Here is a 15233-nt window from a genome sequence, read left to right as displayed (position 1 = left end):
TTCGGCCGGGGCTCTAAGGCGCCCCGGGTCCGCCCAGGTCCTGGATCCAGTCCGTCGCCGTGCCGAACCAGTCGGTGAGCTGGTCCCAGTAGCCCTTGCCGCTGCCGATCCAGCCCTGCAGCGGGCTCAGCTCCCAGATCAGCCAGCCCGCGACGAACAGGATGATGATCGTGAACAGGCAGCCCTTCAGGCAGCCGAGACCGGGGATGCGCATCGGGTTGGCGCTGCGCTGCCGCTGTCGGGGCTCGCGCGCGGGACGCCGCGGCTCCGGCGGCGGGGTGTACCGCTGCGGCTCCGGCTGCCGCGGTCGCTGCGGCGGTGGCGGGGCGTACTGCTGCGGCTGCTGGTACTGCTGCGGCTGCTGCCCGTAGCCGGGAGCGGGCTGGTGCTGCGGGCGGCGCTGCTGCGGCTGCTGCGGCGGCCGGGCGACCTGCCGCTGGGGACGGCGGCGCAGCGGGTCCTCGCCCGGGTCGAGGTACTGGACCTGCGTCTGCTCGTTGCGGTCGCGGGCCGCGCGCAGCTGGTTCTGCCAGGGGTGCGGGTCGTCGGGGCCGCCCTGTCCCTGGCCGCCCTGGCCGGGCGGGCCCGGTGGCACCGGGGGCATGACGGCGGTCGGGTCGGCGGCGCCGGAGGGCCCGCCGGTGTGGGCACCGGTGTGCGGCAGGACGCTGGTCGCGCCGTCGGGGTCGTACACGCCCCCGGTGTGCGGCAGCACCTGCGTCGGGTCGGCGGCACCGGGCGCGCCCGGCGTGCCGGGCACGGGGGCGGGCGCGGGGTCGGGCATGAGGAGCACGCCGACGTTCTCCGCGGCGGCGATCTGCGCGGAGTTCACGTGCACGCCGATTCCGTCGGCGACGACGCGCAGGCCGCGTGCGAGGTTCTCGGCGCTGGGCCGGTGCTCGGGTTCCTTGCTGAGGCAGCGCTCGATGACCGTCCACAGCGGGTCCGGGACCGTGGAGGGGCGGCGCGGTTCGGCGCTCAGGTGCTGGTGCAGCACCTCCAGGGCGGAGCCGCCGGAGAACGGCGGGCGGCCGGTGACCAGCTCGTACAGCAGGATTCCGGCGCCGTAGATGTCGACGGCGGAGGTCTGCGGGCGGCCCTCGGCGGACTCGGGCGCGATGTACGCGGGCGTGCCGACGAACTCGTGGGTGCGGGTCAGGCCCGGGGAGTCGGCCAGCCGGGCGATGCCGAAGTCGGTCAGCATCGGGTGCATCTCGCCGCCGTCCTGCTTGAGCAGGACGTTGGCGGGCTTCAGGTCGCGGTGCACCACGCCGTCGGCGTGGCTGGCGGCGAGCGCGTCGGAGATCTGGGCGGTCAGCAGCGCGGCGGCGACGGGGGTGAGAGGGCCGTTCTCCCGCAGGTAGCGGTGCAGGTCGGGGCCCTGGACGAGGTCCATGACCAGAGCCAGCAGATCGCCCTCGACGACCAGGTCGCGGACCCGGACGATGTTGGGGTGGGTCAGCCTGAGCAGGACGGAGCGCTCCCGCAGGAACCGCGTCACGATGTCCGCGTCGCTCGCGAGCTCCTCCTTGAGGACCTTGATCGCGACGGTCTCACCCGGCTGGCCGGGCACCGCCGCCTCGGCCCCCGCGGTCTCCCTCTGACGGCCCCGCCAGACGGTGCCCGTGGCGCCGCGTCCGATCTGCTCCTCGAGCAGGTACTTGCTCCCTACCGGCCGCACGTCATGCGCTCCCTGCTGCTTGCTTGGCTGGCGTACACCGTGGTTCGTCGTACCGCGGAACGGAATTGCTCCGCCCCACTGTAGGGCCTGGCCGGTGAATCCCCGCCTGCTCTGTGACGCCTGGCACGCACTCCCCCAAGCTCTCGGCTCCGCTCGAGCGGGGCCCCATCGAGGACCTTCCGGCGCCTTGCGATCGCACGCACCGGACGCCCCGGAGCCCGCCCTCCCCCGGGCGGACGACGGGGATGTGCCGGACAGGCCCGGTGCCGCCGCACGGGACACCGGCCTGTCGACTTCGGCGTCTTCCCGTCTCTTCCTGTCGGGTCCTTGTCGGGTCCTTGTCGGATCCGTGCCGGCTTTCCGCCCTGTGCCGGGTTCCCCGGGGCTGGGGTTTCCTCCGTACGGTTCCCCGTCCGTGTTCGACGGAAGACGCTCGACTCGGTCCGTTTGGTTGCCGGACACCGGACGTGACCGATCTCAAGTGGCGCTGAAACGATCACCCGCGGCGCATTGGGCAGGTACTTTTGAGGGCAGAGCCGACCAATCAAGATCATTTGATGCCGGGGGGCGGGCACGTTGCCGGTGTCAGGTGCGAGGATGCCTGCAGTACTGGCCGTACGTGCGCGTGTGGTGGTGGGGGAAGTCCGCGGTGGGGGACCGCGGGGCCGCTTCGTCCCCCTGTGCCGCGGGCGCCCGCGCAGAAGGGACCGCTCCCGGCGATGCAGATCCGGCTGACCGTCGTAGACCCGCTGGGCCCGCCCTCCCCCACGCGGGGCCACGTGGTCGTCACCGCCCCCGCCGGTACGGCCCTGGCGGCGGTGGCCGCCGCACTGGTCTCCGCGGTGTCCGGCGGCGACGGGGGATCCGGCTCCTCCTCGGGCTCGGGCGCCCCGGTGCTGTACGCCGGTGACCAGCGGCTGGACGCCCAGCGCTGCACCCTCGGCGAGCCTCCGCTGATCGACGGCGCGGTGCTGGCCGTGGGCGCCCCGGGCGAACCCGAGCCGCATCCCGAGCTGGACGACACCCCGACCCGGCTCCATGTCGTCGCCGGCCCCGACGCGGGGGGCGTCCACCTGCTGCACGGCGGCGAGATCCGCATCGGCCGCTCGGCCGACGCCGATGTGCCGCTCGACGACCCGGACGTCTCCCGGCTGCACTGCGCGGTGACGGTCGGCCCGGACGGCAGGGTCTCGGTCGCCGACCTCGGTTCCACGAACGGCACGACCCTGGACGGCCGACGGGTGGGCCCCCGCCCGGTCGCTCTGGCACCGGGCGCGCTGCTGCGGATCGGCGAGTCGGCCCTGCGCCTCACCCCGGCCGCCGGGCCGGGGGCGTGCGCGCGGACGACCCCGGACGGGGAGGGGCACGTACGCGTGCCGAATCCACGCGCGGGCGAGGACCGTGTCGGTGGTGGCAGCGGGGAGCCGGCCGGGACGACGTCGGGGACGGGGACGCTGGGGCCGGGGTACGCGCGGGTACCGGCCGCGCATCCGGTGCAGCCGGGTCGTCCGACCCACCACGGCTACGGTTCCGCACCCTGGGCCACCGCCTCCGACGGGTACGGGGCGGGCGCGGGAGAACGCCCGCCGGTCCCCGGCCGGGGCGGCGCACCGGGGATCGAGCACCGCGAGGCGGACCCCTCCGGTCCCGGCGGGCGCACGGTGCACGTCGCTCCCCGGGGCGAGCTGCCGCGGGTCCCCAAGGGGCGCCGGGTGTCGCAGCCGAGGCCCGCCGACGGCGACCCGGACACCGGGCGCCCGGGCGACACGTACCGCGACCCGTACGACGGGGCGGCCCCAGAACCCCCGGCGCCCCCCACCGGGGTCACCCACTCGGGCACCGGCGGCCCCGGGGCCCCTCTCCCCACCAGCCGTAAGGGCACCCCGCTGCGCGGCACCGACCTGGACGGCGCCGGACTCACGCAGCAGCCTTCCGGCGCCCGCAGGCGCGGCGGGCTCTCCGCCTGGGCGCGGCGCCTGGCCGGAGGACGCCAGGGACCGGAGAGCGCCGGGGCGGACAGGCCCGACGGGGAGGCGGCCGGCGCCGTCCCGCCCGAACGGGCCGTGGCCGCGCCGGGTCCGCCCGAGACCTGGCCCGACCCCGCCGCCCTGCTGCTGACCGCGCTGGGCCCCGGGCCCCGGCTGTGGGAGCGCGGGCCCGGCCATCCGGAGACCCTCGCGATACGCCTCGGCACGGCCGACCGGGCGGTGCCGGGCGGCTCGGGTCTGCTGCCCGCCGTACCGATGACCTCGGGACTGCGCGAGGTGGGCTCGCTGGGCCTGGCCGGCCCGCGCGAGCGGCTCACCGGGCTGGCCCGCGTGGTGCTGGCCCAGCTCGCCGCGCTGCACTCCCCCGACGCGCTGGAGATCGTCCTGATCACCGCGGACCGCTCCCGCCCCCTGGAGGAGCGGACCGCCGAATGGGCCTGGCTGGGCTGGCTGCCGCACGTACGCCCGAGGCACGGCCAGGACTGCCGGCTGCTCCTCGCCCACGACCGCGAACAGGCCGCGGCCCGCACCGAGGAACTGCTGCGCCGCCTGGCGGACCACGACCACGCGGCACGGACCTCGCCCACCCGACCGGCCCCGGCAGCCCCGCTCATCCCGGAGCAGCCCCGGCCCGCCGACGCCGACCGGAGCGAGCACCGGCGTCCCTCCTGGGCCGCGGGCGACGGCGCCGGTCCGGCGGACGGCTTCGCGGGGCCGTACACCGTGGTCGTCGTGGACGGCGACCCCGATGACTCCGGTGCCCCCGAGGTGCGCGACGCGCTGGTGCGGCTGGCCGTGGAGGGGCCGCGGGCCGGGATCCACCTGGTGTGCCTCGCCGAGACGTCCGCCGCCTCCGCCGCGTCCCCGGTCACACGGACGTACGAGGCGGCCTGCGCGGTGACCCCGGCGTTCCGGGAGTGCGGTGCCGTCGCCCTGCTCAGCGGGGACGTGGCGACCACCCTGCGGCTGCTGCGGGTGGCCGGCACCGGCGCCGGTACGGGCCCGGTGCCGGCACCGGGCCCGGTCGGTCACGGCACGGTCGCCACGGTCGACGCGGTCTCCCCGGCGTGGGCCGAACGCTTCGCGCGGGCGCTGGCACCGCTGCGCCCGGAGGGTGTCCCCGGCCCGGTGCACACGCGCGTGTCGGCGCCGCTGCCCCAGTCGGCGCGGCTGCTGGACGAGCTGGGGCTGGCCCGCGCCACCCCGGCCTCGCTGATGGCCCGCTGGGCGGACGCGGCCGACGACAGGGAGAGCACCGGCGGCCGGGTGTCCGCGGTGCTGGGTGCCGGTCCCCGCGGCCCGGTCGCCGCCGACCTCGCGGCCGAGGGGCCGCACCTGCTGGTGGAGGGGCCGTCCGGCAGCGGCCGTACCGAACTGCTCCGGGCCGTCGTCGCCTCCCTGGCCGCAGCCGAACGGCCGGACCGGCTGGGCATCGTCCTGGTGGACGGCCGGTGCGCCGCCGCGTCGGGCGGCGGGCCGGGCGACGGACTGCGGGTGTGTACGGACGTACCGCACGTCACCACGCACCTCAGCGCCAACGATCCGGTGCGGATGCGGGAGTTCGCCCAGTCGCTGAGCGCCGAGCTGAAGCGGCGTGCCGAACTGCTCGGCCGGTCGGACTTCGTGGAGTGGCACACCGGGCGCGAACTGTCGGACCGTATGGTCGCCCAGCGCACGACCGCGCCCCGCGGCCAGGCGACCGCCGGCGGTGAGCACTCGGGGGACCTGGACGCCCCGCCCAGTTCGACGCTGCGGCTGCGGCCCGGGGCGGCGCGGCGCAGGACGGAGGCCCCGCCTCCGCTGCCCCGGCTGGTGGTGGTCGTGGACGACCTGGACGCGCTGGTCTCCCCCGCGCTCGGCTCGCCGGGGCGGCCCGCCGCCGGGTCGGTGCTGCGGGCGCTGGAGGCGGTCGCGCGGGAGGGCGAGCGGCTGGGCGTGCACCTGGTGGCCGCCACCGGCCCCTGCGCCCGCACGACGGAGACCGAGCCGGCGAAGCGGGCGACCCTGCGCGTGACACTCGACCCGCCCGCGCCGGGCGGCCGTGGGGACACCTCCCCGTTCGAGCAGGGCCGGGACAACGGAGGAGAACCGGCGCCGGGACGCGGGCGGTTGGCCCACCCGGACGGCACGGTGACCACGTTCCAGGGCGGGCGGGTGACTGGCCGCATCCCGCGCACGGCGACGCTGCGGCCCACGGTCGTACCGCTGGAGTGGCACCGCATGGGCGATCCGCCGGCCCGCCGCCCGGTCCGGGAACTCGGCAACGGCCCGACCGATCTCGCGCTGCTCGCCAGCGCGCTGGAACGCGCGGCCCGTCAGGTCTCGGCCACCGAGGTGCCGTCCCTGCTCTGACCTGACCCCGAGCCGGCTGACCCCGCGTCACCCGGCCGCTCGCCACCCGGCACGCGGCACGGACACGCCCCGCCCCGGCACGCCCCGCTCCGGCGCCCCACGGCCCCGGAGAGTCACGACGCGGTCACGATCCCGGACTTGACACGCGACGCGGTCTTGCCGCCCCCGTCCTCCCGGGCGTACACAGGGCCCACGGGACAGCGCTCGACGTTCGACGAGGTACGAAGAACGGGGCAGTGATGCGCAGGACGAGCAGAATCATCCGGATACGCAGGTCGCCCGGCACACCCGCGGAAACGACGACTCCCCGCGCCCGCAGGGCCGCGAGAACCTCGGCCGCCGTCGTCGCGGGTGTCCTCGCGGCCTCGCTCACCGCGTGCAGCGGGGACGACGACGGCGGCACCGCCGACGGCGCGGGCGGCACCGCCGACGAGACCGCCGCCACCGTCACGCTTCCCCGGCTGGACGGTGAGAGCCTCGAGGTCGCCGCCGTGTGGACCGGCACCGAACAGGCCAACTTCAAGAAGGTCCTGGCGGAGTTCGAGAAGCGCACCGGAGCGAAGGTGACCTTCGTTCCCGCCCAGGATCCCATCATCAACTTCCTCGGTTCGAAGATCGCGGGCGGCGCCCCGCCGGACGTGGCGCTGCTGCCGCAGCCGGGCGCCATCAAGCAGGCCGTCGACAAGGGCTGGGCCAAGCCGCTGGGCGCCGAGGCGACCAAGGAGCTCGGCGAGAACTACTCGCAGGGCTGGCAGGACATCGGCAAGGTCGGCGGCAAGCAGTACGGCGTCTACTACAAGGCCGCCAACAAGTCGCTGATCTGGTACAACGCCCAGGTCTTCGAGAACGCGGGAGCGGCCGAGCCCAAGACCTGGGACGAGCTGCTCACCGCCGCGCAGACCGTGTACGACTCCGGCGTCACCCCGTTCTCGGTCGGCGGCGCCGACGGCTGGACGCTGACCGACTGGTTCGAGAACGTCTATCTCTCCCAGGCGGGCCCGGAGAAGTACGACCAGCTCGCCGCGCACGAGATCAAGTGGACGGACCCCTCCGTGAAGGAGGCGCTGACCACGCTGGCGGAGATCTGGGGCAAGGCGGACTACGTGGCGGGCGGCCCGGGCGGCGCGCTGCAGACCGAGTTCCCGGCCTCCGTGACGCAGACGTTCACCGGCGGCGACCAGCCCAAGGCGGGCATGGTCTACGAGGGCGACTTCGTACAGGTCAACATCGGTGAGACCAAGGCGAAGGTCGGCACGGACGCGAAGGTGTTCCCGTTCCCCGCGGTCGGTGACAGCCCGCCCGTGGTGTCCGGCGGCGACGCGGCCGTGATCCTGGAGGACTCCAAGGCGTCGCAGGCCCTGGCGACCTTCCTCGCCTCCCCGGACGCGGCCGGCGTCCAGGCGAAGCTGGGCGGCTACCTCTCGCCGAACAAGAACGTGCCGAACACGGCATATCCGAACGCGGTGCAGCAGAAGATGGCCAAGGCGCTCATCGACGCCGGTGACGACTTCCGCTTCGACATGTCCGACCAGGCTCCGCAGGCGTTCGGCGGCACCCCCGGCAAGGGCGAGTGGAAGGCGCTGCAGGACTTCCTGAAGAACCCGGAGGACATCGCGGGAACGCAGGCCCGGCTGGAGGCCGACGCGGCCGCGGCGTACGGGGACTGAGCCGGCGATGGCGTCGGACACGGCGGCAGGGGTCCCCGAGGCCCCTGCCGCTCCCCAGTCGCGCAGGAGCGTCACCGGCACCCGCAGAACCGTCGCGGCGCTGTTCCTGCTGCCCGCGCTGCTGCTGCTCGGTGCGCTCGTGGTCTACCCGATCGGGTATTCCGTCATCCGCAGCTTCTACGACCAGTCCGGCGACGGCTTCGCCGGATTCGACAACTACCGGGCCCTGTTCACCGACGACGGCATCCGCACCGCCCTGAAGAACAACGTCATCTGGGTGGTGTTCGCGCCGACGGTCGCGACCGCGCTCGGTCTGGTCTTCGCGGTGCTGACCGAACGGATCCGCTGGGGCACGGCGTTCAAGCTGGTCGTCTTCATGCCGATGGCGATCTCGATGCTGGCGGCGGGCATCATCTTCCGCCTGGTGTACGACCAGGACCCGGACAAGGGCGTCGCGAACGCGGTGTGGGTGGGGGTGCACGACACCTTCGCGGAGTCGTCGGCGTACCCGAAGGCGCATCCGGGCCGCGAGTCGCCGCTGGAGGCGGCCGGCGGGGGCGCCTTCGTCACCAAGGGGACGGTGCGCGTCGGGGACGCCGTCACGCTGCCGCTGGTCGGTGTCGCCCCGGACCTGATCCCGGAGGACGCCGAACGGGCGGCCGCGCCGAAACCGGAGCCGGACCGGATCACCGGCACGACCTGGCAGGACTTCACCCGCGGCAAGGGCGTCGGCACGCTGAACGGCGTCGACGCCGACGAGTTGGGCTACCCCGGCATGAGGATCGAGGCGGTCAGGGACGGCACGGTGGTGGAGACGGCCACGGCGGGAGCCGACGGCACGTTCTCCCTGTCGTCCAAGGCGGACGGGGCTCGGCTCCGGCTTCCGGCGAGCAACTTCAAGGAGCCGTACAACGGCCTGGACTGGCTGGGACCGTCGTTGGTCACGCCCGCCGTCATCGGCTCGTACATCTGGATGTGGGCGGGCTTCGCGATGGTGCTGATCGCGGCCGGACTCGCGGGCATGCCCCGGGAGTTGCTGGAGGCCGCGCGGGTCGACGGTGCCAACGAGTGGCAGGTGTTCAGACGGGTCACGGTGCCCCTGCTGGCGCCGGTGCTCGCGGTCGTCACCGTCACCCTGATGATCAATGTGCTGAAGGTGTTCGACCTGGTCTTCATCATCGCCCCCGGCTCCTCCCAGGACGACGCCAACGTCCTCGCGCTGGAGCTGTACCGCAAGGGCTTCTCCGAGGACCAGCCGGGCATCGCCAGCGCGATCGCGGTGTTCCTGCTGCTCCTGGTGATCCCGGTGATGTGGTTCAACGTGCGGCGGCTGAGGCGGGAGGTCAGGCGATGAGCCCACGTCTGCTGAAGGCGCGAACATCGGTCAAGTCGCTTCCTCCGGGCTCCCGTTCGCTCGCCTCCCGGCTCGCCGACCGGGTCGGCGGGGGGCTGGTCCAGGCGTTCCTGATCGTCGTCGGGCTGTTCTGGCTGGTCCCGACGATCGGGTTGCTGCTGGCCAGTCTGCGCACTCCCGAGGACATGGCCGCCGACGGCTGGTGGACGGTGTTCACCGAGCCCTCGCAGCTCACCTTCGGCGCCTACGAGGCCCTGTTGGAGAACGGCGACATCACCGGCTCCCTGCTGAACACGGCGTACATCACCGTCCCGGCGACGGTACTGGTGGTGGTGATCGGTTCGCTCGCCGGATACGCCTTCGCGTGGATGGAGTTCCCGGGCCGGGACTGGTGGTTCCTCGGTGTGGTGGGGCTGCTGGTGGTGCCGGTGCAGGTGGCGCTGATCCCGATCGCCGAACTCTTCGGCAGCCTCGGCATCTTCGGTTCGCTGGCCGGGGTGGTGCTGTTCCACGTCGGCTTCGGTCTGCCGTTCGCGGTGTTCCTGCTGCGGAACTTCTTCGCGGAGATCCCGAGGGAGCTGCTGGAGGCGGCCCGGCTGGACGGCGCGGGTGAACTGCGCCTGTTCGCCCGGGTGGTGATGCCACTGGCCGGGCCGGCGATCGCCTCGCTGGGCATCTTCCAGTTCCTGTGGGTGTGGAACGACATGCTGGTCGCGCTGATCTTCACGGACTCCGGGAGCCAGCCGATCACCGTCGCCCTGCAGACGCAGGTACGGCAGTTCGGCAACAACATCGACGTGCTGGCGCCGGGCGCGTTCATCTCGATGGTGATCCCGCTGGCCGTGTTCTTCGCCTTCCAGCGGCAGTTCGTCTCCGGCGTGATGGCGGGCGCCGTGAAGTGAGCTGCACGGAGGAAGAGGTGGCGGACGGGTCCGGGGCTCCGCACAAAGGGCCCCGGACCCGCTCCTTCGGGTGACGGATGCCCCGGATGCCGCACACGGCGTAACCCGGGCGGCCCGGCGGCCGTTCCCGGGCCGAACCCCCCGTGCCGACCGTTGGATGTCCCTTGCCCAGGTCCCGTGTCACCGTCCCCGCGCGCCCGGGGTGGGCGCACCCGCCGCACCGGGTCCGGGTGCACCGGGCCGTCCGCCCGGCGCGGCCCGCTCCGACCCGGCCGCCCACCTGGCGGCCCTCGGGACGGCCTTCGGGGCGCCCCGGCCGGTGAGCCCGGGGCGGCTGTCCGCCTGCTCGATCACTCGAGCACTCGATCACTCGATGACGAGCTCGACCGGGATGTTGCCGCGGGTGGCGTGGGAGTAGGGGCAGACCTGGTGGGCCTGCTCGACCAGCTTGCGGCCGGTCTCCTCGTCCACGGTGTCGGGCAGCTCGACGCGCAGCGTCACGGCGAGCGCGAAGCCCTCTCCGTGCTTGCCGTGCTTGCCGATGCCGACCTCGGCGGTCACCGCGGCCTCGCTGACGTCGACCTTCGCCGCCCGGCCGACCAGGCCGAGGGCGCTGCCGAAGCAGGCCGCGTAGCCGGCGGCGAACAGCTGCTCCGGGTTGGTGCCCTCGCCGCTGCCGCCCAGCTCCACGGGGGCGCTGAGACCGAGGTCCAGCTTGCCGTCGGAGGTGACGGCGCGGCCCTCGCGGCCGTGGGTGGCGGTGGCGACGGCGGTGTAGAGCGCGTCCATGGGGAACCTTCCCTCTCGAGTCGTGGCCGGGCGGCCGGCCCTCTGCCTCCGGGGCTCCGGCCGCCGCACGACCACAAGTAGAGCACGCAATTAAATTGCACACAACTTAATGGCGTGAAAGGGCTACCCTGGAGCCATGACACCGCCCCCGAACCCCCCGCCGGGTCCGTCCCCGGCGCCGGCCACGGACCCGGCCGGTGCCCCGCCGCCCGGTTCCGCCGACGACTGGCTCCGCCTCGACCGGCAGATCTGCCTCTCCCTGCACGCCACCTCGCGCGCCTTCAACGGCGTGTACCGCGTGGTCCTCAAGGACCTCGGCCTCACCTACCCTCAGTACCTGGTGATGCTGGCCCTCTGGGAGCACGGCACCCTGCCCGTCAAGAAGCTCGGCGAACACCTGCGGCTCGACTCCGGCACCCTCTCCCCGCTGCTCAAGCGGCTGGAGACGGCCGGCCTGGTGCGCAGGGAGCGCAGCACGCTCGACGAGCGCTCGGTGGAGGTGCGGCCCACCGAGGAGGGCACCGCGCTGCGCGAGCGGGCCGTGGACGTCCCGCGCCGGATCGTCGCCGCGACCGGCTTCGAGATCGACGAGATCCAGTCACTGCGGGCCCGCCTCGACCGGCTCACCGCCGCACTGGACACGGCGGCGGCGAACGGCGCCTGACGGCTGCGGCGCCGCCGCAACGGACACGGGGGTACGAAGCACCTGTCAGCGGGCAAAAGGTCAGTAACCCATTCACCCGAGCCCCAGGGGACGCCTATGCACCCCCACCGCCCCCAGGCCGCCGCCGGCGGCGCCCCCGGCATCACCGTCGTGGTCATAGGCCACGACGACGCCGCCCATGTGACCGACGCCGTGCGCTCGGCGCTCGGGCAGGGACCGGCCGTACGCGAGGTCGTGGCCGTCGACGACTGCTCGACGGACGGCAGCGCGGGCCTGCTCGCCCGGCTGGCCGGGACCGAGCCCCGCCTCCGGGTGATCCGGCACCGCGCCAACAGCGGCGGCTGCGGCTCCCCGCGCAACACCGGGCTCGACGCGGCGACCTCGCCGTACGTGATGTTCCTGGACAGCGACGACGTCCTGCCGGCCGGTGCCGTGGACGCGCTCCTCGGCGCGGCGGGCGCGGCGGACGCGGACGTCACCGGCGGGCTGTGCGTGCGCCGCGAGCTGCCCTCGGGACGCGAGGTGCCGTGGCAGCCCGGCCTGTACGCGGCGCCCCGGATGCTCGCGCACCCCGCCCGGCGCCCCCGCCTGGTGCACGACACCCTCTGCGTCAACAAGCTCTACTCGACGGCCTTCCTGCGCGCGCACGGCATCCGCTTCCCCGAGGGGCACTTCCCCTACGAGGACTTCGTCTTCACCGCACGCGTGTGGGCCGCCGTCCCGCGCGTCGCCCTGGTCCCGGACCGGGTCTACGTCTGGCAGGTGCGCCGGTCCGCCCGGCGGCTGTCGATCTCGCTGGACCGCGCGGGCCTCGACAACTGGCAGGACCGCACGCGCGCGTGCCGCACGGCGTACGAGATCCTGCTGGCCGCAGGGCAGAAGGAACTGGCACGGGCGGCGCGGGCCAAGTTCCTCGACCACGAGCTGCGCATGTACGTGCGGGAGCTGCGGCTGCACGACGCGGAGTACCGGCACGCGTGGTGGGCGCACACGCGCGCGTTCCTCGCCGAGTACGACGCGGCCGACTGGGCCCGCGACCCGGTCGCGCCCGGCCGGCTGATCGGGCGGGTCCTGCTGGCCTCCCCCGAGCCGCGCGACCTGCCCCGCCTCCAGGAACTGGCGGGCCGCCCGGCGCGGCTATGCCCGCCGTACCCCCGCGCGGCGGACGGTACGCCCTGCTGGTCCGCCGACCTGCCCGGGGTCACCCTGGAACCCCTGCTGGCCCGTCCCGTGACCCGGCTGCCGCTCGCCGTCGACGCGGAACTGCGCCCCCGCACCCGTGCCACCCGGCTGCGCCTGCGCCTGCACGAGCTGTACGGCCTGCTGGAGCGGGCGCGCCCGGTGGAGCTGGAGATCGAGTGGCGGCACCGGGACGGCGGCGGCAGGAGGGTGTGCACGGTGCCGCTGCGGGCGGCTGCCGGGGGCGGCTGGTCCGCGGAGACGACCGTACGGCCGGCCCGGCTGGCCGCACTCGGCGCCGGCGCCTGGGACCTGCGCCTGCGGGTGCGCTTCGGCGACGGCTCGAGCCGCGAGGTCACCGCGCACGCGTGTGCGGGCCCCGGTCTGCTGCGCCGCCGCGCGGTGCCGAGCGTCCGGCACGGCGTGGTGCTGGTCCGGCCGTACGCCACCCACTCGGGCGCGCTGGCGCTGCGGGTCGCACTCGGCGTACGCGGCGCCGCCTCCGTCGTGCGCGGGAGACTGTGGCGCCTGCTTCACTAAGATCCGGGAGAGCGGCGGGAACCGACCACCCGCCGCGGGCCAACGACGAGGGGACGTCCGCACATGACCTGGTTGATCACCGGCGGCGCCGGCTACATCGGGGCGCACGTCGTACGGGCTATGACCGAGGCGGGCGAGCGGACGGTGGTGTACGACGACCTGTCCACCGGCATTCCCGACCGGGTGCCGGACGGAGTGCCTCTGGTGGTCGGCTCGACCCTGGACGGCGAGCGGGTGGCCCGCGCCCTCGCCGACCACGAGGTCACCGGCGTCGTCCACCTGGCGGCGAAGAAGCAGGTCGCCGAGTCACTGGAACTGCCCCTGCACTACTACCGGGAGAACGTCGAGGGCCTGCGCGTCCTGCTGGAGGCGGTGGCGGCGACCGGTTCCGTGTCGGCCTTCGTCTTCTCGTCCTCGGCGGCGGTGTACGGCATGCCGGAGACCGCCGCCGAACTCGTGACCGAGGACACTCCCTGCGCGCCGATGTCCCCGTACGGGGAGACGAAGCTGGCCGGCGAGTGGCTGGTCCGTGCGGCGGGCCGGGCCACCGGTCTGTCCACGGCCTCCCTGCGCTACTTCAACGTGGCGGGCTCCGCGAGCCCGGAGCTCGCCGACACGGGCGTCCACAACCTCGTCCCCATGGTCTTCGAGAAGCTCACCGAACAGGCGCCCCCGCGCATCTTCGGCGACGACTACCCGACCCCGGACGGCACCTGTGTCCGCGACTACATCCACGTGGTCGACCTGGCCGAGGCCCACGTGGCCGCGGCCCGCGCCCTGCGCGCCGCCCCCGGCCGGAACCTCACCCTCAACATCGGCCGCGGCGAGGGCGTCTCCGTCCGGGGCATGATCGACCGCATCAACGCCCTCACCGGCCACGACCTGCCGCCCGCGGTCGCCCCCCGCCGCCCCGGCGACCCGGCGAGCGTCGTCGCCTCCGCCGACCGCGCCGCCACCGAACTCGGCTGGAAGGCCCGCCACACCGTCGACGACATGATCACCTCAGCCTGGAAGGGCTGGCTCCGCCTCCACCCGTCGGCGTGACCGCGCCCGCTCACAGCGCCCTGAGCGCCGCCGTCGTGGCTCTGGCCAGGGCGGGCAGGTAGCCCTTCGGCAGTTTCGGGTTGCGGATGACCACCGAGCGCCAGTACAGGGGTCCGGAGATCAGGTCGAGGGCCAGGGCGTGGTCGACGTCGGGACGTACCTCGCCCCGTTGCTGCGCCGCCGTGACGACGCCCCTGGCGACCCCGTCCTGGCCCTCCCGCAGCGCCTTCTGGATCGCCTCGGCGATGTCGGGGTTGCGGGCGGCCTCGGCCTGGAGGTCGGGGAGGATCTGCGAGGCGACGGGGTGGCGCAGGGCGCGTGAGGTGACCTCGTACAGCAGCCGCAGGTCTCCCTCCAGGGAGCCGGTGTCCGGCGCGGGCAGCCCCTGCACGGCGATGGCGGAGACCAGGTCGAGGACCAGGTGCAGTTTGGAGCGCCAGCGGCGGTACACCGCGGTCTTGCCGACGCCCGCGCGGCGCGCGATCCCCTCGATGGACATCCGCGCGTAGCCGACGGCCGCGAGTTCCTCGAAGACGGCCGCCCGGATGGCCTCCGTCACGTCCTCCCGCAGTACGGCGGCCCCGGCGGGGGCCCTGCGGCGCGGACGCGGCTGGGGCTCGTCGGCGTTGGTCGTCATGCGGCCCAGCATAGGGCGTGACGACGATACGGGCCCGTTCTGACGCCGACACGTACACCGATCCGGCACAGACCGGCGCCGCCCGCCTCGGTCGTTGCGACGAAACGGTTGCGTTCCGACGCGCGTTCGCCCTACGCTCACGTTGCGACGATACGGTGCCGTCCCGACGTAAGTGAACGCGCGAAGACACGCGGGGAAACACCGGGCGGAACACGACATCGCACCGCCCCGCCGCCACCCCCACCCCTCCCCCTAGCGAAAGAAGCGGATGTGAGTCAGGCCCTCCACACACCGCCTTCCCCACCGGTCCACCCGGTCCCGGCCGAGGACGACCTCCCGGCGCTCGCCGCCCGGTACGGGCTGACGGTCAGCGGCGCCCGGCCCTCGCTGCCCGAGTACGTCCGCCGGCTGTGGGCGCGCCGGCACTTCATCCTGG

Annotated in this window: 10 protein-coding genes and 1 pseudogene; 8 read left to right on the top strand and 3 right to left on the bottom strand. The window is 74.4% G+C overall.

Annotated elements, in window-relative coordinates; all coding sequences use genetic code 11:
• Positions 1-13: 13 nt before the first annotated feature.
• Positions 14-1681, bottom strand: a complete 1668-nt coding sequence (locus AB0I73_RS09865) for a serine/threonine-protein kinase (RefSeq protein WP_363035592.1) — start codon at positions 1679-1681, stop codon at positions 14-16.
• Positions 1682-2400: 719 nt separating this feature from the next.
• On the opposite strand from AB0I73_RS09865, the gene AB0I73_RS09860 reads away from it, so the two are divergent.
• From AB0I73_RS09860 to AB0I73_RS09845, 4 genes are all read left to right on the top strand, one after another.
• Complete coding sequence (locus AB0I73_RS09860) at positions 2401-6021, top strand: FHA domain-containing protein (protein WP_363035590.1); 3621 nt, start codon at positions 2401-2403, stop codon at positions 6019-6021.
• 239 nt (positions 6022-6260) lie between these two features.
• Positions 6261-7688, top strand: coding sequence for a carbohydrate ABC transporter substrate-binding protein (locus AB0I73_RS09855; RefSeq protein ID WP_363035588.1), 1428 nt, complete (start codon positions 6261-6263; stop codon positions 7686-7688).
• A 7-nt stretch (positions 7689-7695) separates the two neighbouring features.
• Entirely contained in the window at positions 7696-9042 is a 1347-nt protein-coding gene (locus tag AB0I73_RS09850) for a sugar ABC transporter permease (RefSeq protein WP_363035586.1), read from the top strand.
• Positions 9039-9944, top strand: a complete 906-nt coding sequence (locus tag AB0I73_RS09845; RefSeq protein WP_363035584.1) for a carbohydrate ABC transporter permease — start codon at positions 9039-9041, stop codon at positions 9942-9944. The genes AB0I73_RS09850 and AB0I73_RS09845 overlap by 4 nt, the downstream gene beginning before the upstream one ends.
• 366 nt (positions 9945-10310) lie before the next feature.
• Here AB0I73_RS09845 and AB0I73_RS09840 read toward each other — a convergent pair whose 3' ends face one another.
• Positions 10311-10733 carry an organic hydroperoxide resistance protein gene (locus AB0I73_RS09840; protein ID WP_363035582.1) on the bottom strand — a complete coding sequence of 141 codons (423 nt, stop codon included), beginning with the start codon at positions 10731-10733 and terminating at the stop codon, positions 10311-10313.
• A 136-nt stretch (positions 10734-10869) separates the two neighbouring features.
• Between AB0I73_RS09840 and AB0I73_RS09835 the strand changes: the two genes are divergently transcribed.
• The 3 genes from AB0I73_RS09835 (at position 10870) to galE (ending at position 14160) form a co-directional block, all read left to right on the top strand.
• Positions 10870-11397, top strand: coding sequence for a MarR family transcriptional regulator (locus tag AB0I73_RS09835; protein ID WP_363035580.1), 528 nt, complete (start codon positions 10870-10872; stop codon positions 11395-11397).
• Between the two features lie 96 nt (positions 11398-11493).
• Positions 11494-13116, top strand: coding sequence for a glycosyltransferase family 2 protein (locus AB0I73_RS09830; protein WP_363035578.1), 1623 nt, complete (start codon positions 11494-11496; stop codon positions 13114-13116).
• A 63-nt stretch (positions 13117-13179) separates the two neighbouring features.
• Positions 13180-14160 (top strand): UDP-glucose 4-epimerase GalE, encoded by a 981-nt coding sequence (gene galE / locus AB0I73_RS09825; RefSeq protein WP_363035576.1) that lies wholly within the window; start codon positions 13180-13182, stop codon positions 14158-14160.
• Between the two features lie 10 nt (positions 14161-14170).
• Here the strand turns inward: galE and AB0I73_RS09820 are convergent, their stop codons facing one another.
• The gene (locus AB0I73_RS09820) at positions 14171-14797 is read right to left on the bottom strand and encodes a TetR/AcrR family transcriptional regulator (RefSeq protein WP_363035574.1); all 627 of its coding nucleotides are present in this window, start codon (positions 14795-14797) and stop codon (positions 14171-14173) included.
• A 270-nt stretch (positions 14798-15067) separates the two neighbouring features.
• Here AB0I73_RS09820 and AB0I73_RS09815 point away from each other — a divergent pair.
• A pseudogene (locus AB0I73_RS09815) lies at positions 15068-15233 on the top strand (ABC transporter permease); the annotation flags it as partial.

It is taken from the genome of Streptomyces sp. NPDC050388, from assembly GCF_040655635.1.
Classification (GTDB): Bacteria; Actinomycetota; Actinomycetes; order Streptomycetales; family Streptomycetaceae; genus Streptomyces.
Note: the sequence above shows the minus strand (reverse complement) of the source record. Positions and strands in the feature narration are given on the sequence as shown.

What these genes read in the sequence shown, in the direction of transcription:
- AB0I73_RS09850 (WP_363035586.1), top strand. Translation starts at nt 7,696, where the DNA reads ATGGCGTCGGACACGGCGGCAGGGGTCCCCGAGGCCCCTGCCGCTCCC.
- AB0I73_RS09840 (WP_363035582.1), bottom strand. Translation starts at nt 10,733, where the DNA reads ATGGACGCGCTCTACACCGCCGTCGCCACCGCCACCCACGGCCGCGAG.
- AB0I73_RS09860 (WP_363035590.1), top strand. Translation starts at nt 2,401, where the DNA reads ATGCAGATCCGGCTGACCGTCGTAGACCCGCTGGGCCCGCCCTCCCCC.
- AB0I73_RS09835 (WP_363035580.1), top strand. Translation starts at nt 10,870, where the DNA reads ATGACACCGCCCCCGAACCCCCCGCCGGGTCCGTCCCCGGCGCCGGCC.
- galE (WP_363035576.1), top strand. Translation starts at nt 13,180, where the DNA reads ATGACCTGGTTGATCACCGGCGGCGCCGGCTACATCGGGGCGCACGTC.
- AB0I73_RS09845 (WP_363035584.1), top strand. Translation starts at nt 9,039, where the DNA reads ATGAGCCCACGTCTGCTGAAGGCGCGAACATCGGTCAAGTCGCTTCCT.
- AB0I73_RS09820 (WP_363035574.1), bottom strand. Translation starts at nt 14,797, where the DNA reads ATGACGACCAACGCCGACGAGCCCCAGCCGCGTCCGCGCCGCAGGGCC.
- AB0I73_RS09830 (WP_363035578.1), top strand. Translation starts at nt 11,494, where the DNA reads ATGCACCCCCACCGCCCCCAGGCCGCCGCCGGCGGCGCCCCCGGCATC.
- AB0I73_RS09855 (WP_363035588.1), top strand. Translation starts at nt 6,261, where the DNA reads ATGCGCAGGACGAGCAGAATCATCCGGATACGCAGGTCGCCCGGCACA.